Origin of the sequence: Agrobacterium bohemicum, assembly GCF_001562555.1 — a bacterium.
Lineage (GTDB): Bacteria > Pseudomonadota > Alphaproteobacteria > Rhizobiales > Rhizobiaceae > Agrobacterium > Agrobacterium bohemicum.
On sequence record NZ_KQ961023.1, the window covers coordinates 525,299 to 548,846 of the forward strand.

Annotated in this window: 21 protein-coding genes; 11 read left to right on the forward strand and 10 right to left on the reverse strand. The window is 56.8% G+C overall.

Annotated elements, in window-relative coordinates; translation table 11 throughout:
- The first annotated feature begins 115 nt into the window (after positions 1-115).
- Positions 116-1,306 carry a hypothetical protein gene (locus ATO67_RS02575; RefSeq protein ID WP_067643805.1) on the forward strand — a complete coding sequence of 397 codons (1,191 nt, stop codon included), beginning with the start codon at positions 116-118 and terminating at the stop codon, positions 1,304-1,306.
- A gap of 131 nt (positions 1,307-1,437) precedes the next feature.
- Here ATO67_RS02575 and aspS read toward each other — a convergent pair whose 3' ends face one another.
- Entirely contained in the window at positions 1,438-3,228 is a 1,791-nt protein-coding gene (gene aspS, locus ATO67_RS02580) for an aspartate--tRNA ligase (protein WP_067644252.1), read from the reverse strand.
- A 301-nt stretch (positions 3,229-3,529) separates the two neighbouring features.
- On the opposite strand from aspS, the gene rnd reads away from it, so the two are divergent.
- The 3 genes from rnd to ATO67_RS02595 all read left to right on the forward strand — a co-directional run bounded on the left by rnd (position 3,530) and on the right by ATO67_RS02595 (position 7,395).
- The gene (gene rnd / locus ATO67_RS02585; RefSeq protein WP_067643808.1) at positions 3,530-4,696 is read left to right on the forward strand and encodes a ribonuclease D; all 1,167 of its coding nucleotides are present in this window, start codon (positions 3,530-3,532) and stop codon (positions 4,694-4,696) included.
- A gap of 203 nt (positions 4,697-4,899) precedes the next feature.
- On the forward strand, positions 4,900-5,925 hold the full coding sequence (locus tag ATO67_RS02590) for an adenylate/guanylate cyclase domain-containing protein (protein ID WP_067644255.1): 1,026 nt from the start codon (positions 4,900-4,902) through the stop codon (positions 5,923-5,925).
- Between the two features lie 108 nt (positions 5,926-6,033).
- The gene (locus ATO67_RS02595; protein ID WP_067643811.1) at positions 6,034-7,395 is read left to right on the forward strand and encodes an esterase-like activity of phytase family protein; all 1,362 of its coding nucleotides are present in this window, start codon (positions 6,034-6,036) and stop codon (positions 7,393-7,395) included.
- Positions 7,396-7,446: 51 nt separating this feature from the next.
- On the opposite strand, the gene ppx is transcribed toward ATO67_RS02595, so the two are convergent.
- From ppx to ATO67_RS02615, 4 genes are all read right to left on the reverse strand, one after another.
- Entirely contained in the window at positions 7,447-8,967 is a 1,521-nt protein-coding gene (gene ppx, locus ATO67_RS02600; RefSeq protein WP_067643814.1) for an exopolyphosphatase, read from the reverse strand.
- Positions 8,964-11,165: an RNA degradosome polyphosphate kinase gene (locus tag ATO67_RS02605; protein WP_067643816.1), complete on the reverse strand. Its 2,202-nt coding sequence runs from the start codon at positions 11,163-11,165 to the stop codon at positions 8,964-8,966. Before ATO67_RS02605 ends, ppx begins: the two co-directional genes overlap by 4 nt.
- Positions 11,166-11,315: 150 nt before the next feature.
- Positions 11,316-12,029 (reverse strand): DnaA regulatory inactivator HdaA, encoded by a 714-nt coding sequence (hdaA, locus tag ATO67_RS02610; protein ID WP_067643819.1) that lies wholly within the window; start codon positions 12,027-12,029, stop codon positions 11,316-11,318.
- A gap of 2 nt (positions 12,030-12,031) precedes the next feature.
- Positions 12,032-13,186 (reverse strand): AI-2E family transporter, encoded by a 1,155-nt coding sequence (locus tag ATO67_RS02615; RefSeq protein ID WP_067644259.1) that lies wholly within the window; start codon positions 13,184-13,186, stop codon positions 12,032-12,034.
- 238 nt (positions 13,187-13,424) lie between these two features.
- Here ATO67_RS02615 and purM point away from each other — a divergent pair, with 238 nt between their 5' ends.
- The 4 genes from purM to ATO67_RS02635 are packed head-to-tail and all read left to right on the forward strand — an operon-like array spanning position 13,425 to position 15,738.
- Positions 13,425-14,498 carry a phosphoribosylformylglycinamidine cyclo-ligase gene (gene purM, locus ATO67_RS02620; protein ID WP_067643822.1) on the forward strand — a complete coding sequence of 358 codons (1,074 nt, stop codon included), beginning with the start codon at positions 13,425-13,427 and terminating at the stop codon, positions 14,496-14,498.
- Positions 14,495-15,154 carry a phosphoribosylglycinamide formyltransferase gene (purN, locus tag ATO67_RS02625; RefSeq protein WP_067643824.1) on the forward strand — a complete coding sequence of 220 codons (660 nt, stop codon included), beginning with the start codon at positions 14,495-14,497 and terminating at the stop codon, positions 15,152-15,154. Before purM ends, purN begins: the two co-directional genes overlap by 4 nt.
- 60 nt (positions 15,155-15,214) lie before the next feature.
- Positions 15,215-15,454, forward strand: a complete 240-nt coding sequence (locus ATO67_RS02630) for a type II toxin-antitoxin system ParD family antitoxin (RefSeq protein ID WP_067643828.1) — start codon at positions 15,215-15,217, stop codon at positions 15,452-15,454.
- On the forward strand, positions 15,451-15,738 hold the full coding sequence (locus ATO67_RS02635; RefSeq protein ID WP_067643831.1) for a type II toxin-antitoxin system RelE/ParE family toxin: 288 nt from the start codon (positions 15,451-15,453) through the stop codon (positions 15,736-15,738). Before ATO67_RS02630 ends, ATO67_RS02635 begins: the two co-directional genes overlap by 4 nt.
- Before the next feature lie 2 nt (positions 15,739-15,740).
- Here ATO67_RS02635 and ATO67_RS02640 read toward each other — a convergent pair whose 3' ends face one another.
- Genes ATO67_RS02640 through ATO67_RS02650 form a run of 3 tightly spaced genes read right to left on the reverse strand, consistent with a single transcriptional unit; the run spans position 15,741 to position 19,183 of the window.
- Positions 15,741-16,358 carry an NUDIX domain-containing protein gene (locus ATO67_RS02640; RefSeq protein WP_245303752.1) on the reverse strand — a complete coding sequence of 206 codons (618 nt, stop codon included), beginning with the start codon at positions 16,356-16,358 and terminating at the stop codon, positions 15,741-15,743.
- A 17-nt stretch (positions 16,359-16,375) separates the two neighbouring features.
- Complete coding sequence (locus tag ATO67_RS02645) at positions 16,376-16,972, reverse strand: NUDIX domain-containing protein (protein WP_067643835.1); 597 nt, start codon at positions 16,970-16,972, stop codon at positions 16,376-16,378.
- Between the two features lie 12 nt (positions 16,973-16,984).
- Entirely contained in the window at positions 16,985-19,183 is a 2,199-nt protein-coding gene (locus ATO67_RS02650) for a molybdopterin-containing oxidoreductase family protein (RefSeq protein WP_067643838.1), read from the reverse strand.
- A 17-nt stretch (positions 19,184-19,200) separates the two neighbouring features.
- On the opposite strand from ATO67_RS02650, the gene ATO67_RS02655 reads away from it, so the two are divergent.
- Positions 19,201-20,046: a 23S rRNA (adenine(2030)-N(6))-methyltransferase RlmJ gene (locus ATO67_RS02655; protein WP_067643841.1), complete on the forward strand. Its 846-nt coding sequence runs from the start codon at positions 19,201-19,203 to the stop codon at positions 20,044-20,046.
- A gap of 5 nt (positions 20,047-20,051) precedes the next feature.
- Here the strand turns inward: ATO67_RS02655 and ATO67_RS02660 are convergent, their stop codons facing one another.
- Positions 20,052-21,008, reverse strand: coding sequence for a lysylphosphatidylglycerol synthase domain-containing protein (locus tag ATO67_RS02660; RefSeq protein WP_067643844.1), 957 nt, complete (start codon positions 21,006-21,008; stop codon positions 20,052-20,054).
- Between the two features lie 208 nt (positions 21,009-21,216).
- On the opposite strand from ATO67_RS02660, the gene ATO67_RS02665 reads away from it, so the two are divergent.
- Complete coding sequence (locus ATO67_RS02665) at positions 21,217-21,945, forward strand: ribonuclease T2 family protein (RefSeq protein WP_067643847.1); 729 nt, start codon at positions 21,217-21,219, stop codon at positions 21,943-21,945.
- A 21-nt stretch (positions 21,946-21,966) separates the two neighbouring features.
- The gene (locus ATO67_RS02670; RefSeq protein WP_067643851.1) at positions 21,967-22,563 is read left to right on the forward strand and encodes a glutathione S-transferase; all 597 of its coding nucleotides are present in this window, start codon (positions 21,967-21,969) and stop codon (positions 22,561-22,563) included.
- A 114-nt stretch (positions 22,564-22,677) separates the two neighbouring features.
- Here ATO67_RS02670 and ATO67_RS02675 read toward each other — a convergent pair whose 3' ends face one another.
- Positions 22,678-23,337 (reverse strand): outer membrane protein, encoded by a 660-nt coding sequence (locus tag ATO67_RS02675; protein WP_067643854.1) that lies wholly within the window; start codon positions 23,335-23,337, stop codon positions 22,678-22,680.
- Positions 23,338-23,548: the final 211 nt, after the last annotated feature.

Sequence of the window (23,548 nt, forward strand, 5' to 3'; positions counted from 1 at the left end):
TTCAGCCATGCGTTGCACCGTAGGAATGCAGTAGACCGTCGCTCTGCCTCGGATATAAATACGTGATTCCAGCTTTTAACATGACAGTTTTCGTACCTACGAGGGAAGAGATAGAATGAGACTTCAAACAACCCGGAATTTTCTGTTTGCGAGCGCCGCTGCTGTAGCCTTTGCGTCACCGGCATTCGCACTTGACGGTGCGGACGTGCTCAAGAAGATCAACGCCGCCTATCACGTTCAGGGTGCGGAAATCGCTGCGAAGTCGATTGCTGTCAACGGTTCGACCGTCACGTTCAGCGGCGTCACCTTCAATGCGACCACAGCCAAGGAACAGGTCATTCCCGTTGGCGATGTTACGCTTGATGGCGTCGAGGAAGACAATGGTGGCTACACCATCGAGAAGATGAGCTTCGACAACGTCAAATACGCTCAGGAAAACGTCGCCATCGATGTGAGCGACATCTACGTGTCCGGCATTGTCGTTCCCGCTGACGCAACCACCGGCAAGCTGGATTCGATGATGCTGTATGACGAGGCCCACAGCGGTCCCGTCTCCGTCAAGGTGGATGGCAAAGAGGCTTTCGCCCTCGAAGAGACAACCACGACGCTGACCAAGAGCTCAGATGACAGCACCATCAGCTTCGATCTGAACGCCACCGGCTTCAAGGCCGATCTCAGCGGTGTGACCGATCCGAAGACGAAGGACGCCATTGACAAGCTGAAGGTTCAGCAGCTTAGCGGCGAGATGACCATGAACGGCTCCTGGGAAATCGCGCCCGGCACCATGACCATCGATGAATACGCCCTCGACCTCAAGGACGTTGGCCGCCTCAACATGGCGTTCAGCTTCTCCGGTTACACGCTGAACTTCATCCAGTCGATGCAGGAAGCCGTCAAGGCGCAGGCCGCCAATCCAAACAAGGAACAGGCCGATCAGGCCGCGGGCCTTGCCATGCTCGGCCTCATGCAGCAACTGAGCTTTGTCAGCGCCGAAGTCAGCTTCGAAGATGCCAGCATCACCAAGCGCGCAATCGATTACGCCGCTGGCGAACAGGGCATGACAGGCGAGCAGCTGTCGCAGACCATCAAGGGCATGGTTCCGTTGATGATGGCGCAGCTGAACGTTCCAGAACTGCAGAACGCCGTTTCTGCTGCCGTGAATGCTTATATCGATAATCCAAAGAACTTCACGATCTCGGCTGCACCGGCAAAGCCTGTGCCCTTCCCAATGATCATGGGCGCGGCCATGGGTGCACCCAACACCATTCCGCAGGTCCTGGGCGTTACGGTTACTGCCAACGAATAGTCTTTGAAGATTGAACTTCAAGCCGCCCTGTGAACCCTTCGCAGGGCGGTTTTTTATTGCGCGTATGATCGCGACAAACAAAAAGGGCCAGCGTTTCCGCCAGCCCTTTTCTTAATTCTGGATAACCAGCATCAGTCCTTCTTCGGCGTCGGAACGACGCGCAGCGCCAGTTCGCGAAGCTGCGTTGGCGTAGCTGGTGCCGGAGCGTTCATCAGGAGGTCCTGCGCCTGCTGGTTCATCGGGAACAGCGTAACTTCGCGCAGGTTCTTGGTGCCGGTCAGCAACATCACCACGCGGTCCACGCCAGCGGCCATACCGCCATGCGGAGGCGCGCCGTACTGGAAGGCCCGGTAGAGGCCGCCGAAGCGATCTTCCACGTCCTGCTGGCTGAGTCCAACCTTTTCAAAGGCCTTGACCATCAGTTCAGGCGACTGGTTACGGATGGAGCCGGAAGCGATTTCGTAACCGTTGCAGACCATGTCGTACTGGTACGCCTTGATCGTCAGCGGGTCCTGATTTTCCAGCGCGTCCATTCCGCCCTGCGGCATGGAGAACGGGTTGTGGGCGAAGTCGATCTTCTTTTCTTCTTCGTTATATTCGAAGAACGGGAAGTCGACGATCCAGCACAGCTCGAAGCGGTCGCGGTCAACGAGGTTCAGCTCTTCGCCTGCACGGGTGCGGGCTTCGCCTGCGAACTTGTAGAACTTGGCAGGATCACCGGCAACGAAGAAGGACGCATCGCCTGCCTCGAGACCAAGCTGAACGCGCAGCGCTTCGGTGCGTTCTTCGCCGATGTTCTTGGCAAGCGGACCGGAACCAACAACCTTGCCATCTTCTTCTTTCCAGAAGATGTAGCCGAGGCCCGGCTGGCCCTGGCCCTGCGCCCATGCATTCATGCGGTCGCAGAACGCACGGCTACCGCCGGTCTTGGCAGGAATGGCCCATACTTCGACCTTCGGGTTGGACGCGATCATGTTCGCGAATACCTTGAAGCCGGAACCGGCGAAATGGTCTGTCACCGCCTGCATCTCGATCGGGTTACGCAGGTCCGGCTTGTCGGAACCGTAGGTACGGATCGAATCGTCATAGGCGATGCGGCGGAAGTTCTGGGTTACTGGCTTGCCTTCGGCGAACTGCTCGAACACGCCGCGAATGACCGGCTCCATGGTTTCCCAAACGTCCTCCTGCGTCACGAAGCTCATTTCGAGGTCGAGCTGGTAGAATTCACCGGGCAGACGGTCTGCACGCGGGTCTTCGTCGCGGAAGCAGGGAGCGATCTGGAAGTAGCGGTCGAAACCGGCCACCATCAGAAGCTGCTTGTACTGCTGTGGAGCCTGCGGCAGGGCGAAGAACTTGCCTTCATGGATACGGCTCGGCACGAGAAAGTCGCGCGCGCCTTCCGGCGAAGATGCCGTCAGGATCGGTGTGGAATATTCTGCAAAACCGATATCGCCCATGCGGCGGCGCATGTCGGAGATGATCTGAGTGCGCTTGACGATGTTCTTGTGCAGCGTATCGCGGCGAAGATCGAGGAAGCGGTACTTCAGGCGTACGTCTTCCGGATAGTCAGGCTCACCGAAGACCGGCAGCGGCAGTTCCTTCGAAGCGGCCAGCACTTCGATTTCCTGCGCGTAAAGCTCGATTTCGCCGGTTTCCATGGTCTTGTTGACCGTGTCTTCCGAACGCGCCTTGACGAGGCCATCGATGCGGATGACCCACTCGCCACGAACGACTTCCGCCGTCTTGAAGGCCGGGCTGTCCGGGTCTGCCACCACCTGCGTGATGCCGTAATGGTCGCGAAGGTCGATGAAGAGAACGCCGCCATGATCTCGCACACGGTGAACCCAGCCGGACAGGCGAACGGTTTCGCCGACATGCGACTTGCGGAGAGCGGCACAGGTGTGGCTGCGGTAACGATGCATTTTATGATCCTGAAGATGCAGCGGCAAATGGTCTGCCGCTCTTTCGAAAATTGGCCGGAAAAGCGCATGACTGACCCGATTTGTCAAGGTAAAGCGCATCTTCCATGCCCCTCTTTGCACCCGTGTCACCGAGAGCGCAATCACCATTCTGCATGACAAGTCGGCCAAATTTCCAGTTTGAGGCCACAGAAGGTGCGGGAAAGACCATACAAAGAACCAGGAAACGCCTCGTTCATATTGACATGCGCTTACCAAAGGGAAAGTAAGACGGATCGATTTCTGTGACTGGCTGAATGACGCAATGATTGAGACGACAACAGCACTCGCCGATGCCTGCAAGGAACTGGCGAAATCCGAATTCATTACTATTGATACGGAATTTCTTCGCGAGACGACTTTCTGGCCGGAACTCTGCCTCGTGCAGATGGCAAGTCCGACACTGGAAGTGCTGGTCGATCCGCTGGCGAAGAATATCGATCTGACGCCTCTATTCGAACTGATGGCTGATGCCAATGTCATCAAGGTGTTCCATGCGGCGCGCCAGGACATCGAAATCATCCACCATCTGGGCGGCCTCATTCCGCACCCCATTTTCGATACGCAGGTCGCCGCCATGGTGTGCGGCTTCGGCGACTCGATTTCCTACGACCAGCTCGTCCAGAAGATCAAGAATGTCCAGATCGACAAGTCTTCGCGTTTTACCGACTGGAGCCGCCGTCCGCTGACTGAAAAGCAGCTGGATTATGCGCTGGCCGATGTGACCCATCTGCGCGACGTCTACCTCGCACTGAAAGCGCAGTTGGAGCGTGAAGGCCGCTCCTCGTGGCTGAAGGAAGAGATGGATGTTCTCGAATCGGTCGAGACGTACGATATGCACCCTGATGATGCCTGGCTGCGGTTGAAATCGCGTCTTCGCAAGCCGACCGAACTCGCAATCCTCAAATTCATCGCCGCATGGCGTGAGCGTGAGGCACGGTCGCGCAATGTTCCGCGTTCGCGTGTTCTGAAAGACGACGCTATTTTTGAGATCGCCCAGCAGCAGCCGAAGGATACCGAAGCCCTGTCGCGTCTTCGTACCATACCCAAGGGCTGGGAGCGCTCAGGCTCCGGCACCGCTATCATCGAAACAGTCAATGCGGCACTGGCATTGCCGAAAGGCGAGATGCCGACGGCACCGCGCCAGAGCCATTCGCCGGAAGGTTCGGGGGCTGCCGTCGAACTCCTCAAGGTTCTGCTGAAACTGACGGCAGACAAGCATAGCGTGGCTGCAAAGGTCATCGCCAACAGTGAAGATCTCGACAGGATCGCGTCGGACGGTGAAAGCGCCGCAGTCCCTGCCCTATCCGGCTGGCGGCGTGATCTTTTCGGAGAGCCCGCATTGAAGTTGATCCGTGGCGAAGTGGCTTTGCGTTTCGCGGGCAAGAAGGTTGAAGCGCTGGAGCTTCCGCAAGTCGAAGCTCAGGACTAGCGGCTTTCGCGCCGTAACCACTGGGTGTGCTTGAGAGGACCGATGCAAGTCGGCCACATCCGGCATCCATCGGCGCTACATTACCGAAACATCACTTTTTGGCCGGGCGTTTCCACAATAAGGTCGCAACCGGCGGGAATCAGATGTCTGTCTCCAATCATGGATGGCAGCGTCCAACCGACCTGTTTGCAAAAAAGAGCCCGATGAGAAAAATTCTCGCAATGCTGGACTATGTCATGTTGTTTCTGGCGGTTGCCGGCAGCGGTGTGGCCTATGCATTTCTGGAATATGGCGGCGGCGCGCTGATTGGCGCGACCTATGCTCTGTTTGCATGCGCGCCTATTCTCGCATTCGAGCGCGGTTACATCATGCCGGGGCTTTCACGCCGTATCAGCATGCTGCCGACACCCGCCTATATCGTCGTTGGTTTGTTCATCTATGCCATCCTCGTTTTTTGTGGCTTTGGCTTCGGTGGAACGATCCTGTGGGCGACTGGCGTCCTGCCCATGGGTTGGCGCAGAGCCGTTCATGCCGAAATGCAAACGCTTGTCTTCACCCTGGGTGTCTGCGCCGTCATCGTCTTCATCATGCGCGTGCGCGAATTGCTGGGTCGCGATATTTTCATCGACCTCATTATCGGCCGCTATCGCCGCCCCGTCAGCGAAGAGCGTGTCTTCCTGTTCATCGATCTCGTGGGGTCGACATCCTTTGCCGAAACCAACGGCGATCTGCGAGCGCAGGAATATCTCGGGGAACTGTTTTCCACCTATGCCGCTCCTGTCAGGCGCCATGGTGGCGTGATCGATGATTACATCGGCGACGCGGCCATCATCACTTGGCCCTATCACGTGGCGATCCGCCGTGCCGCCTGTATCAATTGTGTCTTCGATATTCTTGCCACGATCGAAACCAGCCGCGACGAATGGCTTGCGCGTTTCGGTACCGTTCCAAAGCTGCGTTTCGCGATTCATGGCGGACCGGTCATCACCGCGGAAATCGGTGTGGATCATCACAAGATCACCTATTTCGGCGATACGGTGAACACCACCGCTCGCCTTGAATCGCTGAGCAAGATGCTGGGCTATCCCGTTCTCATCTCGTCCGATCTTGCCCACCAACTTCTACTGCCGAAGGGCGTGAGAAGCGAGTATCTGGGCGAACATGCCGTAAAGGGACGCGGGCAGACGCTGGGTGTCTGCGCACTCAGCCGCCATCCCGTCGCGGCTTGACAGAACCTGCTTTATAAGCGTCATGAAATCTTCAAAGCGGCATTATGCTGATGTCATAAAGCATGCCTATCGGTGCCTGCATCTACACGCAAACCGACAGGTATTTCCATGAAGAAGACCCTCCTAGCTTCCGCCGCAATCCTTGCTCTCGGCACCACGTGCGTCTTCGCTGCGGAGAAGGAGTTTCCCGCAAAGCTCGTGTCTCAGGCCGTGCTTCCGGCCAACACAATCATCAAGGCTCCGGACGATGCGCCAGAGCATCTGAAGACATCTGCCAAGTTCACAACGCCGGACCGCAAGCGCGCTGAAGGTTTGGGCACCGTGCCCGGCAAGGATGGCATTCGCACCACAGGTCTGTCCATGCCATTCGACGGTCAGGCCATGCAGGGCTTTTCCGGCATCAAGACAATGGAAGACGGAACTTTCTGGAGCCTGTCCGACAATGGCTTCGGATCGAAGCTGAATTCCAGCGATGCAATGCTGATGCTACACCACCTCTCGTTCGATTGGACTGCGGGCAAAGTCAAGGCGCTGGAAACGGTGTTCCTGTCGGACCCGGACAAGAAGGCACCCTTCCCCATCGTCATGGAAGGCTCGGACAAGCGTTATCTCACCGGCGCCGACTTCGACGTCGAATCCATCCAGCCGGTTGCCGATGGCTTCTGGGTCGGGGAAGAATTTGGCCCTTATATTTTGAAGTTTACCCGTGACGGCAAACTGACCGATGTCGTCGCTACCAAGGCTGGCGATATCGAAGTGAAGTCGCCTGACCATCCAACGCTTGGCCTGCCGGGCAATCCGACACAGAAAATGCCTTCGTTCAACCTGAAACGCTCCGGCGGCTTTGAAGGCATGGCGATGTCCAAGGATGGCTCCAAGCTATACGGCCTTCTGGAAGGCCCGCTTTATAATGCCGAGGGTCAGGTCGAAAAAACCGAAGACGACGCCACAGGCCTGCGCATCATCGAACTCGATGTCGCCTCCAAGTCCTGGACTGGTCGCACATGGCTTTATCCGCTGGCAGAGGGTAGCGAAGCCATCGGTGACTTCAACATGCTGGACGAGAGCACCGCTATCGTCATCGAGCGCGATAACGGTGCTGGCACGGCAGACAAGGCTTGCGCTGATCCGAAAAAGCCTGAAGCGAACTGCTTTGCCGTTCCTGCCAAGCTGAAGCGCATTTACAAGATCGAGTTCAACGATGCCAACGTCGGCAAATCGGCGCGCAAGATCGGTTATATCGACCTTATGAAGATCGCTGACCCCGACAAGAAGGCCCATCAGGGTAGCAGCAACGGCACCTACACGATGCCGTTCGTCACCATCGAAAATGTCGACCGTGTTGATGCCACGCACATCATCGTTGGCAACGACAACAACCTGCCCTTCTCGGCCGGTCGTGCGCTGGATAAGGCTGATGACAACGAGTTCGTTCTGCTTGAGGTAAAAGACTTGCTGGACGCGAAGTAAGCATTCGAGATGAAGCCTGCAACGCAAATTGCAGGCTTCACTCTCTATGTCTCACTCGAACACAAATGCCAGCTTCTTGCCCGTCAGCTTGGACAATTGCTGAAGTCGGCCTTCAAGCCGCTCGCCGGCGAAATCGCAATATTCATGCGGCACGACAAATTCCAGGTCGATATCGTTCCGCTCCGAGCGGCGGAACTTGAGATGATCGACGACCCCCGGCATGGACGCCGAAAACAGGTAAACCACTCGCAGCAGCCCGCCCAACAGCTTGGCAAGCACCTGCATTCTCTCGCCCGCAATGGTCGTCAAATGCTCAGTCGTGCCATTATCGTTCAAACCTTCGAAGCGATAATAATTGGCCAGCGCGATATAGGCTCGACCGGGATGCGTGATGGCGATGAACGAGGAGTGCGCGATGATGTTCAACGCCTGCAAGCCACGATAATCGGGATGCGCGCGCCAACTGATATCCGCCAACAGGCAGGCAGCCTGGCGATATCGCGCCTCGTCAGGCGTCTCATCGATACCAAAGATCGGCACAGTTCGTCCGCTCCAGTCCGCAAGCTCGCGCGCATGTTCAGGTGAACGGGCGCGCAGGATAGCCAGCTCATCGGCAACGACCAGCAGAGGGTCGGCATTCTGCTCGGCTTCGGGCAGCAGCGAATAGAGATAACCCTCACGAACGCCTTGTGCCGAAAACGCGATCTTGGCGGGTTTCATCGTTACCAGGACTTCGCGCATGGCGACGGCACCGAATGGCAAAAGCGTCCGGCGGTTCTTCGATACCGCCTGCCAGGCCGGGTCCTTGCTATCCTTGGACGCGATGACCTCATCCAGAAAGCTCAGCATATCCGGCAGAGACAACTCGTATCCCTGCATCATATGCAGTGGGTAGCCGGTAATTTCCATGTGCAGCTTGGCGATATTGCGCCATGTGCCACCAACCGCATAAAAGGTACGCCCCTCACCCTTGGCGAGCAGCTTTGCAGTCTTCACCTGTTTTTTTGTAAAGCTCGCCGCTTTGTCAATCGAGCCCCCGGAATACTCGGACAACCGCAATCCACCCAGAGGCAGGGTGATGCCCTCGCCGCAGGTTTTGCCTTTGATGTCGATAAGCTCAAGTGAACCGCCGCCCAGATCGCCCGCGATGCCGTCGGCATCGTGGAAGCCGCTGATCACGCCATAGGCGGAATAGAGCGCTTCTTTCTCGCCGGAGAGAACCTCTATCTCGCAGCCCAGAATGGCTTCCGCATCACGGATGAAGTCCGGGCCGTTCGAGGCTTCACGCGCGGCAGCCGTTGCCAACACGTAGAGTTGCTGCGCCTGCGCCTGTTCGGACAAAGCGTGGAAACGGCGCAGTGCAGCCAGTGCACGCGTCACGCCTTCCTCATCCATGCGGCCCGTCAGGGCCAAACCCTTGCCGAGCCCACACAGGACTTTTTCATTGAAGAGCACCGCAGGGGCGCGCGAGAGACCTTCATAAACAACGAGACGAACGGAGTTCGAACCAATATCTATGACGGAAACGGGGGCGAGACCGGTAAGCCGCCCCTGTGCTTCTGATCGTGTCATTCAGCCTGTTTCTTGCGGGATGATATCAGCCCAGCAATCAGTTTAGGCGCACTGGATTTCAGAGCTTCACCACGGCCCGAAAGGCTAGGATTGGTCATGAAATAGTGCTGCGCGTTGAACGGTTCCTCGCCTTTGCGCACCTCGATGCGCTTCGACGTTCCGTCCGGCAGTATCTCGTAGCTCTGCTGGTTGTCAATGAGATTGCCAAGCATGATCTGTGAAAGAACCTGCTCGTGCACGGTTGGATTGACCAACGGCACCATCGTTTCAACGCGGCGATCAAGGTTTCTCGGCATCATATCGGCTGAACCGATGTAGACCAAAGCCTTGTCGGAAGGCAGGCCGTAACCATTTCCGAAACAGAAAATACGGCTATGTTCGAGGAAGCGTCCGACGATGGATTTGACGCGAATATTGTCGGACAGGCCCGGCACTTGCGGACGCAGGCAGCAGATACCACGAATGACAAGATCGATCTCGACACCAGCTTCGCTGGCCCTATAAAGCGAATCGATGATTTCCGGGTCCACCAAGGAGTTCATCTTCATCCAGATCGCCGCAGGCGCGCCGTTTCTGGCATGCTCAGCCTCATCATTGATGTGCTTGAGAATGCGCGAGCGCATCGTATAGGGCGAAACGGCAAGCTTCATTCCCTCTTCCGGCTCACCGTAACCGGTAATGAAGTTGAAGATGTTCGCCATGTCATGGGCAATCTTCGGATTGCAGGTAAAGAACGACAGGTCGGTATAAATCTTTGCCGTTACCGGGTGGTAGTTGCCGGTACCAAGGTGGCAATAGGTGCGCAGCTTGCCGTCTTCGCGGCGCACGACCATCGACATCTTGGAGTGCGTTTTCAGTTCTATAAAGCCGAAGACGACCTGAACGCCGGCGCGCTCAAGATCTCGAGCCCAGCGAATATTCGCTTCTTCATCGAAGCGCGCCTTCAACTCCACAAGCGCCGTCACCGACTTGCCGGCGTCGGCAGCATCGATCAACGCGCGGACAATGGGGCTATCGTTGGAGGTGCGGTAGAGCGTCTGTTTGATGGCGAGAACGTTGGGGTCACGCGCCGCTTGCAGCAGGAACTGCACGACAACATCGAAGCTCTCATAGGGATGGTGGACCACCATGTCCTTTTCGCGGATGGCTGCAAGGCAATCGCCCGCATGTTCGCGCACACGCTCCGGGAAGCGCGCGTTATAGGGCTCGAACTTCAGATCGTCGCGGGGTGCCTTGACGAGTTCGGAAATGGTGTTGAGCGCCAGAAGACCCGGCAGCACGGCGACGCGATTATCAGGCACGCCCAATTCGTGAACAACGAACTGGCGCAGCGACGGCGGCATTTCGCTATCGGTTTCGATGCGGATGACCGAGCCACGGCGGCGGCGCTTCAATGCGCTTTCAAAATAGCGGACCAGATCTTCCGCCTCTTCTTCAAGCTCGATATCGCTGTCACGGATGATGCGGAACGTGCCGAAACCGCGAACCGTGTATCCGGGATAAAGCTGATGGATGAAAAGGCCCACCACGTCTTCCAGCGTGATGTAGCGAATGGCATTCTTGTCGTCCGGCAAGCGGATGAAGCGGTCCAGCGCTGGCGGCAGACGTAAAAGCGCTGTCATCGGCTCGCGACCGTTGACGCTGTCCAGTTGCAGACCCATCGAAAAACCCAGATTGGGAATGAAAGGGAACGGGTGCGCAGGGTCGATCGACAAGGGCGTCAACACCGGGAAGATCAATGCTTCGAACTCGTTCTCCAGCCAGACGCGGTCCTGATCCGAAAGCGATGCCGGGCGAACGATATAGATGTCTTCCTTGGCAAGGTATTGCTGAAGAACAGCCAATGAAGCCTGTTGCTCCATTTGAAGGTTGTCGATTTCTTTCAGAATATTTTCAAGCTGTTCGGCAGGCGTCTTGCCGTCAGGCGTCTTGACAGTCACATTCTGGCGGACCTGTCCTTCCAGACCGGCAACACGAACCATGAAGAATTCATCAAGGTTGGCAGCCGAAATAGACAGGAACCGCAGTCGCTCCAGCAAAGGGTGATCGGTGTTGAGCGTTTCTTCCAGAACACGACGATTGAATTGCAGCCAGGAGAATTCGCGGTTTATGAAACGCAAGGGGCTGTCCCAGAGGTCTTGAACCTCGGTTGCCGTTTGCGTGCTTTCGTCCACACCGTCCTGCACTACCGAATCCATCGAATACTCCGCCCTTTAATAGATTCAGACCGATGGCTGGCATACAGGACAGGCCTGCGCAGCTTCAGGTCTTGTTAAGACATCGGCGATCCAGACCGCGTTTCGATGCCGTTATGGCCGTATAACAGTTTGACGACGGAACTGTGACAGTCAATCCTCGTCCACGTCGCTGCCAAGCTCTTTCAGCACCTCTGCTGCCATTGCCCGGCTGATGCGCGTTCCCCGTGACAGGCTCAGATGATCGAGTTTTTCGACAATCGTCTGCGCCGTGTTGAGGGATCGCTCCATACGCGTAACGATATAGCTGACAATTTTGTCATCCATGTAAAGCTGTCGGTCGGCAAAGAGCTTCATCAATATCTGCCCGAGCAAATCCTCGTCCGGCTCACCGATTTCCACCACAGTCGCAGCTTTCAGGCGCGAACGAAGGTCAGGCAGTTTTACCGGCCATGCGGCGGGCCAGTCTCGTGTGGTGATCAGCAGCGATGTGCCATTTTCACGTACGCTGTTGATGACGTGAAACAATTCCGTGTCATCGAAGCCATCGCTATCCGCGTCCTCGAAAAGGACCGGGCTGTTTTCGGCCGCGCGTGCGGCATCGCCCCCCGCCTTTGGCCGGATTTCCACCGCACCACTGGTATTTTTCCAGATGCTGGCAAGATGGGATTTTCCAGACCCCTGCGGCCCGACGAGGATGACAACCGGCGAAGGCCAGCTCGGCCACTCGTCAACAATGCTGACAGCGGCACGCAGAGGTGCTGCCACAAGCAAATCTTCGCGACCCGTTGCAGTCTGATGCGAAAAGGCAAGCGGTAGCTGCTCGGCCTTGGACCTGCTGGCACCGGGTTTGTTGTTTTCAGTCATCTTCAGCTCTGGGAATCGATCTTTTTCGGCGGCAACGCCTCTATCTGTGCGCCTTCCCCCTCCCAAGGCAGATTGGCGGCGCGGCCATGGTACAGATCGCTCTCGAGATAACGTGACAGCGCAAAGCGCACCAGCACCCCAACCGCCGCTGCAGCAGGCACCGCGACCAGCAGGCCGACGAAGCCGAACAGCACGCCAAACGCAAACAGCGCAAACATCAGCCAAACGGGGTGGAGGCCAACGCTGCTGCCGACAAGTTTCGGCTGCAAGATGTTGCCCTCGATGAATTGGCCAGAGAAGAAGACCGCCAGCACCAGTATGACGTTGACGTAATCCGGCAGGAACTGAACCAGCGCAACGCCAACCGCCAGCACGAGGCCGATCATGGAACCGACATAGGGAATGAAGCTGATTGCGCCCGCGAAAAATCCGATCAACAGCCCGAAATTCAGCCCGACGAGCGAAAGGCCTACAGCGTAATAAACGCCGAGAATGAGGCAAAGCGAACCCTGTCCGCGAATGAAGCCTGCAATGGTGCTGTCCATATCACGGGCAATCTGGCGCACGGTAGCCACATGGTCACGCGGTATCCAGCTGTCGACTTTTTCGATCATGCGATCCCAGTCCAGCAGCAGATAAAATGCCACCACCGGCGTCACCACCAGAAGCGAGATCACATCGACGAGCGACTTGCCGGAGTTCCAGATTTGCGTCAGGAGGGTGCCGATGAAGCCCGCACCTTCGCTCAACAGTTTGGAAAAGTTTTCTTTCACCGAATCGATTTGCGAACTGACCCAGCTTGGAAGCAGATTGGTATCGGCACCGGCGATCAGTTGCTGCAGCGACGAGATATATTGCGGAATGCGGGTGATGAACTCCGACGCCTGCGCGACGATCAGCGGTATGATGATGATCAACGACAGCGCAAACAGCAGAACGAAGGAAATGAGAATCATCACGCTTGCCATCATCCGGCTCAAGCCGCGTCGCTCCAGCCAATCGGCGATCGGATCAAGGAAATAGGCCAGCGCCATGCCGGCAACGAACGGCAGCAGGATGGAGCTGAAGACCATCAGGAAAACGACGAAAAATACGAGAGCACCCAGCCAGAAAAAGATCTGGCGTCTCAGGTTGAGGCCTCTGATATGTGGTTGCATCGTCTGCTCCTTATCAGCGCTATAGAGTGTCACGCCATCGCTAGGAGATAGGATGTGCGCACCGGGCTGGTCAAGTGTAGCAGCTTTGCCAAATTCGTAACCGCTGATCTTTCCCATGACAATAGGACAAAAACATCCAAAAGGCGTGAAAAACCTGCCTTTTACCGCGCTCATACTTGCATCGGCACCCGTCTCATGCGAATGGCGACGCCATACGGAACCAGTGGAGACAAGAGCCATGAGCCAGTCAGGCAAGAACGGTCTTACCTACAGCGATGCAGGCGTGGATATCGACGCCGGAAACCTGATGGTCGAGAAGATCAAGCCAGCCGTGCGCTCCACCCGCCGCCCCGGCGCGGATGGTGAAATCGGTGGCTTTGGCGGCTTGTTCGATCTGAAAGCCGCTGGCTTCACAGACCCGGTCCTGGTGGCTGCCAATGATGGCGTTGGCACCAAGCTCAAGATCGCAATCGATGCGAACTACCACGACACTGTCGGCATTGACCTCGTTGCCATGTGCGTCAACGATCTCGTCGTTCAGGGCGCAGAGCCACTGTTCTTCCTCGACTACTTCGCAACCGGCAAGCTGGACCCGGATCAGGGTGCGGCGATCGTTACCGGTATCGCGGCAGGTTGCCGCGAATCCGGTTGTGCGCTGATCGGCGGCGAGACCGCTGAAATGCCCGGGATGTATTCGGATGGCGACTACGACCTTGCTGGCTTTGCCGTGGGTGCCGCCGAACGTGGTCAGCTTCTGCCGGCAGGCGATATTGCCGAAGGCGACGTCATTCTCGGCCTTTCTTCCTCAGGCGTTCACTCCAACGGTTTTTCGCTGGTGCGCAAGATCGTCTCGATCTCCAGTCTCGACTGGGACGCCCCCGCCCCCTTCGCCGATGGCAAGAAGCTGGGCGAAGCTTTGCTGACTCCGACGCGCATCTATGTAAAGCCGCTTTTGAAAACCATTCGTGAAACCCGTGCCCTCAAGGCATTGGCGCACATCACCGGCGGCGGCTTCCCGGAAAACATTCCACGCGTTTTGCCAAAGCATCTGGCGGCTGAAATCGATCTCGACGCTATCAAGGTTCCCGCCGTTTTCTCATGGCTTGCCAAGACCGGCGGCGTTGCCCCCAACGAAATGCTGCGCACCTTCAACTGCGGCGTCGGCATGATTGTCGTCGTTTCCGCAGAAAACGCCCAGACCGTGACCGATGCGCTGACTGCCGAAGGCGAAACCGTTTTTGCCCTCGGCCGTATGGTCGCTCGTGCGGAAGATGGACATGGCACGATCTATAAGGGCACGCTCGGTCTATGAGCCCCGCCCCTGCCCGCAAGCGCGTCGTTGTTTTCATTTCCGGCAGCGGCTCCAACATGATGGCTCTGGCGCAGGCGTGCCAGGACCCGGATTTTCCGGCGGAAATCGCCTGCGTGATTTCCGACAAGGCAACGGCAGGCGGGCTTGCGAAGGCTCAAGAGTTCGGCATTCCCACGCTCGTCTTCGAGCGCAAGACCTATGCAGACAAAGCGGAACACGAGGCGTCCATCTTGGCGGCGCTGAGCGAAATCGCCCCCGACCTCATATGCCTCGCCGGTTACATGCGCCTCATCTCCGGCGATTTCATCGCACCCTATGAAGGCCGCATCATCAACATCCACCCTTCGCTACTTCCCCTATTTCCCGGCCTTCACACCCATGAACGCGCCATCGAAAGCGGCACGAAGATCACCGGCTGTACCGTGCATTTCGTAACTGAAGGCATGGACGAAGGCCCGGTCATCGGCCAGGCTGCGGTGCCAGTTCTGGCAGGCGATGACGCAAATACCCTCGCCGCACGTGTTCTAACCGTGGAGCACCAGCTTTATCCTCTGGCGCTCAAGCTGCTCGCAGAGGGCAAGGTGCGGATGGAGGGCGGCAAGGCCATTCGTGGCGACGATGCCTATGACGCCGCGCAGCAGCTTATTTCGGTCTGAACGGCATTTCCTTGATTACCAATTTTTGGTACATTCGGCCTCCCGGATAGGAGACCGCCCTTGGGAAAGAACACGTCAGTTAATCTCAACGATCATTTCGACGCCTTCATCGAACAGCAGATCGAACAGGGCCGCTTTACGTCGGCGAGTGAAGTCGTTCGCGCTGGCTTGCGGCTCTTGGAGGAGCGAGAGGCGGAATTGAGCAACTTAAGAGCTGCCCTTATTGAAGGAGAAAATTCCGGTTCTGCTGCCCCATTTGATTTCGATACATTTGTTCAGCGAAAGAAAAACGCTGGATGAGGACTTATCTTCTTACACCGAAAGCCCAAATCGATCTGGAGTTGATCTGGGACTACACGGAGAAGAACTGGGGCGTTTTACAAGCCGAAATCTATGTTCACTTGATACGTAAGACAATCGAAGGGCTCACCGATGGGTCAATTATCTCTCAGTCCGCCGAACACGTTCGCACAGATTACCGCAAAACGCTTGCTGGCTCGCATGTCATTTTCTTCAAGGAAAACAGCAGGACGGTCAATGTCGTTCGTATTTTGCATCAACGGATGGATACGGGACGGCTTTAAGCTCACAGTCTCGCCCGGTTCAGCATCGCCCACTGCAACAGGATAATCGTCTTCGCGTCGGTGATTTCACCTGTCGTGATCATATTGAATGCCGTGTTCAGCGGAATGGACAGGACCTCGATGTCCTCGCCTTCCGTATCCAGACCACCGCCAATCCCGGCTTTTTCCTCCAGATTGACCCGAGCGTAAAACAGTCCGACTTTCTCGGTCAACGTGCCAGGGCTGGCATATGTCTCGAAGAGATACTGAACGTCTTTCACCGCATAGCCGGTTTCCTCCATCGCCTCGCGGCGGATGGCTTCGTCGGGCTGGTCGTCATCGATGAGGCCTGCGGGGACTTCCAGCATGAAGCTGGGATCGCCATTTACGAAGGCGGCGGGGCGGAATTGGCGGACCAGAACAACAGCGTCTCTCGCGGGATCGAACAACAGGATCGCGGCCGCGCTGCCGTGGTCGTGCACTTCGCGGTCGATGTGGATCACGCGGCCATCCGGCATCCGCTGATCAAACACCAGCGTCTGCAGGTGGACGAAACGCTTCCAGACGGTCTCTTTCGAGATCAGCTTGACCCTGTCGTCGTCACGGGGTCTCGCCAATTTGTCAGTCGCTATCTCGTCCACATCAAACTCCATCGATTTCACTGCGTCAGGGACGCCCGGTTAAGCGCTGCCCATTGCAACAGCATGATGGTCTTGCCATCGCAGATATCACCGTCTTCGATCATCTTCATGGCGTCTGCCAATGGAATGACAACGACTTCGATGTCTTCGTCTTCATGGGCGGCACCACCGCCTTCTTCTACACGGTCGGTCGCATCGACAATCGCAGCAAAGAAATGCAGAACTTCCGTGACCGAACCCGGCGACATGAAGGATTTGAACAGGAAGCGTGTGTCGCGCAGCTTATAGCCGGTTTCCTCCATAACCTCACGGGCAATGGCATCTGCCGGGTTATCGCCATCCAGCAAGCCTGCGGGCGTTTCCAGCAGCCAGCCGTGATAGCCATTCACATAGGTTGGCACACGGAACTGGCGAACCAGAATCACGCTGTCTATCTTCGGGTCGTAGAGCAGAATGGTCGCGCCGTTGCCGCGATCATAGGCTTCGCGCTTCAGTGTTTTCGTTTCACCTTTGGAGTTTGTGTAATTGTAAGTGATGTTGCGAAGGTGGTACCAGTTTTTTGAAAGCGTCTCGTCTTTCAGAATTTCAATCGTCGCATTGCCGAATTTCTGCATTCCATAGTCCTGTTAAAATGTCTTAAGCCAAACCTTGTTGTCGTGAAATGCCGCGCCGCCATAGGGCGCAACGGCGTCTCCACCCGTCAGCACGTTAATGCCCTCGCCATCCAGATGCGCCTTGTTCGGCCAGAGCCCTTCGGCGATCAGGACACCTGCCTTCGCACCCTCCACGATCTTCGCGTGAATGCGCAACTGTCCGCGTCCATTGCCGATCTGCACGACATCACCATCCGCTATGTTCAAGCGTTGGGCATCGGCAGGACAGATCATCAGTTCCGGCCGTCCTTCTTTCTGAACGGACGTCTTCGTCTCGGCAAATGTTGAGTTCAAGAAGTTACGGGCAGGTGATGTCGCCAGCCGGAACGGATGCTCGGCATCGGCCATTTCAATGACATCCACCTGATCCGGGAATTTCGGAAGTTCCGCCACCGGTCCCATGACAGGCACATTCTTAGGCGGCTTGTTGGGTGAAGGGCCGCTCTGCCAATCCGGGCTGAAGCGGAATTTTCCATCCGCATAGCCGAAGCCTTCGAGATAATGCGCGACTTCGAACGGCGGCTGCGCGTCGATCCATTTCTCCTCGGCAAGGCTGTCAAAATCACCCCACCCACCCGGGTTCAGAATGAGATCGATATGCTCACGCTCCGTCATGCCGAAGCCCGGCATATCGGAGACGCCGAGGCGCTTCGCCAGTTCCTCGATGACGAAGAGGTTGGTACGGACAGTTTCGGGCGGCTCCACCAGTTTTGGGCCGAGCAGAATATGGTTCTGGCCACCGGCGCGGTAGATATCGTCATGTTCGAGGAACATGGTGGCGGGCAGCACGATATCGGCCAGCTCTGCCGTCTCGGTCATGAACTGCTCATGCACGGCAACGAACAGATCGTCGCGCATGAAACCCTGTTTGACCAGCCGCTGCTCCGGGCAGACATTGACCGGATTGGTATTCTGGATCAGCAGCGCCGTCACCGGCCCACCATAGCGCAGAGCCTCGGCATCGCCGGTCAGCACACGACCGATCTGTGATTGGTCGAGCTGGCGCACGTTAGGGTCGGCGTAAGCGGTGCCCATCAGTTCCGCCTTGTTCAGCCGGAAGATGTCGCCATTGTTGTGAAACGCACCACCGCCCTCATACTGCCAGGAGCCCAGCACGGTGGCGATGGACAATGCCGCATGCATGGCAACGGCACCGTTGCGCTGGCGGGCGAAACCGTAACCGAGACGGAAAAAACTTTTCTGCGTGGTGCCGACGAGCTTTGCAAAAGCTTCGATTTCTTCCACCGAGAGCCCGGTAATATCAGCGGCCCATTGCGGTGTCTTGGATGCAAGATGTGCTTCGAGCCCCGAGGGATCATCCGCGAATTTCGCCATATAGGCACGGTCGGCATAGCCATCGCGGAAGGCGATGTGCATCACGGCGCAGGCAAGGGCCGCATCCGTGCCGGGACGCACGATCAGCTTCATATCTGCCTGTTTCATGGTCGGGTTGTCGTAGATATCCACAACCACGATTTTTGCGCCGCGCTCCTTGCGGGCTCTGATCGCATGGGTCATGACGTTGACCTGCGTGGCAACGGCATTGGTGCCCCAGATGACGACCACATCGGCCTTCGCCATCTCGCGCGGGTCAGGGCCACGTAGGGCACCGGTGCCCATCACGTAACCCGTCCAGGCCATGTTGGTGCAGATGGAGCCGAAGAAGCCGGAATATTTCTTGGCGTGGCGAAGCCGCTCGATGCTGTCGCGCTGCACCTGCCCCATGGTTCCGGCGTAGAAATACGGCCAGATGGCTTCCGCACCATGCTTTGCTTCCGCCTTGACGAAAGCGTCGGCAATCTCATCGAGAGCGTTCTCCCAATTGATCTCCTGCCAGTCCCCCGCGCCTTTTGCGCCCTTGCGGCGTTTCGGGGTCAGCAACCGGCCCGGATGGTAGATCCGCTCCGAGTAGCGTGCCACCTTGGCGCAGATGACGCCAGCGGTGTAGGTGTTGGCATTGGCACCCCGCACACGGCCGATTCGGCCATCGGCGGTGATGTCCACCTCCAGCGCGCAGGCGCTTGGACAGTCGTGTGGACAGACGGTGTGACCGATGCTGACGGCACCAGTCACGGCTTTGGCGGAAATCGGGGTCGCATCATTCATGACTTTTGTATATTGCAAAGGTAATCCGGCCAAAAGGGCCAAGTGACGACCATCAAGAATATTCATAAAAGGCATCGGCGCGCATGAACTATCGGCACATCTATCACGCTGGCAATTTTGCCGATGTTCTCAAACATGCGGTCATGGCGCGGCTCGTGCGCTACTTGCAGAACAAGGACAAGGCGTTCCGCGTTCTGGATACGCATGCGGGCATCGGTCTATACGATCTGTCCTCCGTGGAAGCGCAGAAAACCGGCGAATGGCAGACCGGCATCGGCAAATTGCTGGACGCAGACCTGCCGCCAGCGGTGGCCGAACTGTTTGAACCCTATCTGACGGCGGTCAGAGACCTCAATCCTGACGGCGGCATCCAGTTTTATCCCGGCTCGCCGAAGCTTGCGCGTATGCTGTTTCGCCCGCAGGACCGGTTATCGGCCATGGAACTGCACCCGGATGATTTCCGTGCGCTGTCACGTCTGTTTGAAGGTGACTATCAGGCACGCGTGACGGAACTCGACGGCTGGCTGTCGCTTGGCGCGCATCTGCCGCCCAAGGAAAAGCGTGGCCTCGTGCTGGTCGATCCACCATTTGAAAAAGACAACGAATATGAGCGACTGGCCGATGGCTTTCACAAGGCCTATCGACGGTTTTCGACCGGCACCTACTGCCTGTGGTACCCGCTGAAAAAAAGCGCTCCAATCAAGGACTTCCACGAGCTTCTTCAGTCCTACGAAATCCCGAAAATGCTGTGCGCCGAGCTTTCCGTTCGCAGCGACCGGGTGGAAGGCCTCAGTGGCTCCGGCCTCATCATCGTCAACCCGCCCTTCACGCTGAAGGATGAGTTGCACACGATTTTGCCGGTTCTCAGAGCCACGATGGCGCAGGACCGGTATGCCTCGCACCGCGCATTCTGGCTGCGCGGCGAGTAGCTGCGCTACTTCAGTTCCGCCTGCCGCTCTTCACGCTCCGCCACGGCCAGTTGTGACCTCTCGAAAAAGAGGATGATAAACAGGCCGATGATGAAGGGAATAATAAGGTAGAACAGGCGGAAAACCAACAGCGCCGCGATAACATCTGCCGGGTTCATGTCCGGCAGGCCGGTGACGAAGACCAGCTCCAGCACCCCCAACCCGCCAGGGGCGTGCGATATCAGAGCTGCGGAAAATGATATCAGAAAGATGCCCAGAATCACCATGAAGCCGGGATTTCCCGCTTCAGGCAAAGCGAAATAGATGATGCCCGCGGCACCCAGCAGCTCGATGGGGCCGATCACCAGTTGCTGTATGACGAGGTGCGGCGCTGGATAGAAGAGCGTGAAAGAACCTATTCTCAATGGGCGGAGCTTGAACAGGCTGCCAAGCAGATAAAGGCCCGCGATTCCCAACAAAATAACGCCAGTCGTCGCAGATGCCTCGACGGGCAAAACGCCGACGAAGCGCTCGGTTATCTCAGGCTCGTACACCAGAATAAAGCCGATGAGCATGATGGTGCCGATGGCAAAGGTGAAAGAGCATAGGGCTACCAGCACTCCGATTTCCGAAACGCTGAGACCTCTGGAAGTATAGGCACGGTAGCGCACGACGGCACCGGAGAACACCGATGCGCCAACATTGTGCGACAGGGCGTAGGTGGTAAAAGACGTCAGCGTGATGAAGAGCCAACCGACCTTGCGCTTGAGATGTTGCAGGGCAATCCTGTCATATCCTGCCAGTGCGGCATAGGCGACGAGTGTGCAAAGCCCCGACATCAACCAGTGATGCGGATTGATGGCAGCGAGACTGCCCCAAACGTCGTCCAGTGAAAGGTGCTTCAGTTCCTTATACAGCAGCCAGACGGAAAACCCGATGGTCGCCACGCCCACGACAGGCCAGATGTACTTTTTCAATTTCATACGGGCATGCCTGGACTTACTCCTCCACCCGGGCGCGTGGCATTTTGCCGGATTCGTTCAGCTTATTCGTTATACAAGCTCCGTTTCAACAAAGACTATCATCGATGTTTCATTTTTCGGTCGCCTGTTTGCCACAAGCGCGGGATGGTATAAAAGCCGATACCGATCAAGACTTCGTCATCACCGGCACGGAAAGACAATTGGCCCAATGAAACAATATGCCGGTTTTATTGCATTGGGTGCCCTCGCCTTGGCTGCGGCAGGTTGGGTCATCTTCGATGTGAAAAGCCCGGAAATGCCACAGCAGCCAGTCACAGTTTCGGTAACTGAGCCTGTGACTGTGCAAACGCCACAGCCGCCCGTTGGTTCAGGTTTTGATTTTTACGTGCTGTCATTGTCGTGGTCACCCGCATTTTGCGCCAGCGACGTTGGACAAAACAGCCGCCAGCAATGCGGCAGCAATCGGAAATACGGGTTCATCGTCCACGGCCTTTGGCCGCAGAATGACAGTGGCTATCCCGAATTTTGCGGCAAGGACAAACAGGAGCTTGTGCCTGATAGCCTTGGCCGCAGCATGTTCGACATCATGCCGTCCATGGGTCTCATCGGCCACCAATGGCGCAAGCATGGGTCGTGCAGCGGTCTCTCGCAAAAGGATTATCTCGATACGATCCGCGCCGCCTATCAGCGCGTGAAACTGCCAAAAGACATATCATCCGGCGCCAGCAGCAAAACGCTCTCCGCAGATGCCGTCGAAAGCGCATTCGTTGCGGAAAATCCTGGCATGACGAAACAGGGTCTCGCCATAAGCTGCGAAGGGTCGAGGCTGGAAGAAATCCGCATCTGCATGAACAAAGACCTCGGCTTTCGGACTTGCCCGGAGGTAGATCGCAAAGGCTGCCGTTCAAACACCACTGAAATCATACCCATCCGCTAAAACCCCAAAGGTAGAATACCCATGGAATTGCTCTATTCGCCCGCCTCCCCCTACTCCGCGAAAGTTCGTATGGCCGCGCGTTATCTCGACATCGACGTGACCAGTATAAGCGTCGACACCAGCGCCCAACCGGCAACCCTGATGGACAACAATCCTCTGGGCAAAATCCCGGTGCTGATTCTGGATGAAGGTGGCTCGGTCTATGATAGCGTCGCCATCATGCATTATCTGGACCGTCTTTCGGGCGCAAAGCTCTACCCGAAAAAGGGCGAGAAGCGCACCGAAGCGGAAGTGTTGGAGGCGCTGTGTGATGGCATCATGGATTGCCTTCTGGCCATCGTCTACGAGCGCCGCTCCCGCCCCGAGGACAAGGTCCACCAGCCATGGATCGATAAGCAGTGGAGCAAGGTGGTCAAGGGCTTGGACTACCTCAATGCGAATCTGCCCAAGACAGGCAAGAAGCTGCATGGCGGTCACTTCGCGCTTGCGGCGATGATTGGTTATCTCGATCTGCGTTTCGCAGGCGAATGGGCTGGCGGTCGCAAGACCTTGGCGGATTGGCCTGAGACATTCGGCAAACGCTTCAAGGATTATGCCGAGATGAAAGCACCAGCCTGAAACAAAACACGGGGCGGTTTTATCCGTCCCGCCACATCTGTTTTTTGCGACCGTAAAACAAAAACGAAAAAAGCCGGGGCGAACCCCGGCTTTTAACATCCATCCCTGATGGGATTAGAACTTTACGCCGATACCAGCCTTAACGCTATGATCGTCGAAGCCGCGAGATACGCTACCGGTATCCAGCGAGTAGTCCTTATCCTGGTAGTCGCTGTAGCGGTATTCGACGCGAGCCGTGATGTTGTTGGTCACCATGGCTTCTACACCGGCACCAACTGTGTAGCCGAGTGCTGTTGCGCTGTCGCTGGACGTGGAGTTGCTAACCTTCTGGTCAGCGATGGCCAGACCGCCTGTACCGTAGAGCAGGAACGGGTTCATGTCGTAACCGACGCGGGCGCGGATCGAACCGTTGACGCCCTGCTTGCCTTCGAGAGACTCGCCGAGATTGCCAACTCCAGCAGAACCCTTGTTGTCGCCGAGGTTGACGTCAGCTTCTGCACCGTAAACCAGCTGGCCGCTCTGCCAGTTGTAACCACCATAGAGACCGCCACCGAAGCCGTCGGCATCACGATCGCCGCCGTTACCGGTGAAACGACCCCAGTCGTAGTTGGCGGTCGCACCGAGGTACGCACCAGACCAGTTGCTGATAGGGGCTGGCTGCTCGTAAGCGACAGGTGCCTGCGGCACTTCGTTTACAGCGTCGGCTGCCTTTGCTGCTGAAAACGCTGCAGCTGCCATTGTGGTCGCCATAAGTGTTGCAACGATAGTACGCATGCTATTCTCCTTTTCATACCCGCGGGGTGCTCAAACACATGTTCCCAACGCGGTGTAAAACAGTTTGTTCCCTTGCCCGACTGATGATCAAAATGATGGGTGATTGAGGAGATCACACAGCCAAAATGTGAATTGATTGGGGCAGCGACGTGACAGAAATGGGACGTTGCTAAAATGACACAAAAATCTATTAAGGATAATGAACGGTTAA

Excerpts from the sequence above, each read along its gene's own strand:
- aspS (WP_067644252.1), bottom strand. The coding sequence starts at position 3,228 with ATGCATCGTTACCGCAGCCACACCTGTGCCGCTCTCCGCAAGTCGCAT.
- purM (WP_067643822.1), top strand. The coding sequence starts at position 13,425 with ATGAGCCAGTCAGGCAAGAACGGTCTTACCTACAGCGATGCAGGCGTG.
- ATO67_RS02665 (WP_067643847.1), top strand. The coding sequence starts at position 21,217 with ATGAAACAATATGCCGGTTTTATTGCATTGGGTGCCCTCGCCTTGGCT.
- ATO67_RS02590 (WP_067644255.1), top strand. The coding sequence starts at position 4,900 with ATGAGAAAAATTCTCGCAATGCTGGACTATGTCATGTTGTTTCTGGCG.
- ATO67_RS02670 (WP_067643851.1), top strand. The coding sequence starts at position 21,967 with ATGGAATTGCTCTATTCGCCCGCCTCCCCCTACTCCGCGAAAGTTCGT.
- hdaA (WP_067643819.1), bottom strand. The coding sequence starts at position 12,029 with ATGACTGAAAACAACAAACCCGGTGCCAGCAGGTCCAAGGCCGAGCAG.
- ATO67_RS02605 (WP_067643816.1), bottom strand. The coding sequence starts at position 11,165 with ATGGATTCGGTAGTGCAGGACGGTGTGGACGAAAGCACGCAAACGGCA.
- ATO67_RS02615 (WP_067644259.1), bottom strand. The coding sequence starts at position 13,186 with ATGCAACCACATATCAGAGGCCTCAACCTGAGACGCCAGATCTTTTTC.
- ATO67_RS02595 (WP_067643811.1), top strand. The coding sequence starts at position 6,034 with ATGAAGAAGACCCTCCTAGCTTCCGCCGCAATCCTTGCTCTCGGCACC.
- ATO67_RS02655 (WP_067643841.1), top strand. The coding sequence starts at position 19,201 with ATGAACTATCGGCACATCTATCACGCTGGCAATTTTGCCGATGTTCTC.
- purN (WP_067643824.1), top strand. The coding sequence starts at position 14,495 with ATGAGCCCCGCCCCTGCCCGCAAGCGCGTCGTTGTTTTCATTTCCGGC.
- ATO67_RS02645 (WP_067643835.1), bottom strand. The coding sequence starts at position 16,972 with ATGCAGAAATTCGGCAATGCGACGATTGAAATTCTGAAAGACGAGACG.
- ATO67_RS02575 (WP_067643805.1), top strand. The coding sequence starts at position 116 with ATGAGACTTCAAACAACCCGGAATTTTCTGTTTGCGAGCGCCGCTGCT.
- ATO67_RS02635 (WP_067643831.1), top strand. The coding sequence starts at position 15,451 with ATGAGGACTTATCTTCTTACACCGAAAGCCCAAATCGATCTGGAGTTG.
- rnd (WP_067643808.1), top strand. The coding sequence starts at position 3,530 with ATGATTGAGACGACAACAGCACTCGCCGATGCCTGCAAGGAACTGGCG.
- ATO67_RS02675 (WP_067643854.1), bottom strand. The coding sequence starts at position 23,337 with ATGCGTACTATCGTTGCAACACTTATGGCGACCACAATGGCAGCTGCA.
- ATO67_RS02650 (WP_067643838.1), bottom strand. The coding sequence starts at position 19,183 with ATGAATATTCTTGATGGTCGTCACTTGGCCCTTTTGGCCGGATTACCT.
- ppx (WP_067643814.1), bottom strand. The coding sequence starts at position 8,967 with ATGACACGATCAGAAGCACAGGGGCGGCTTACCGGTCTCGCCCCCGTT.
- ATO67_RS02660 (WP_067643844.1), bottom strand. The coding sequence starts at position 21,008 with ATGAAATTGAAAAAGTACATCTGGCCTGTCGTGGGCGTGGCGACCATC.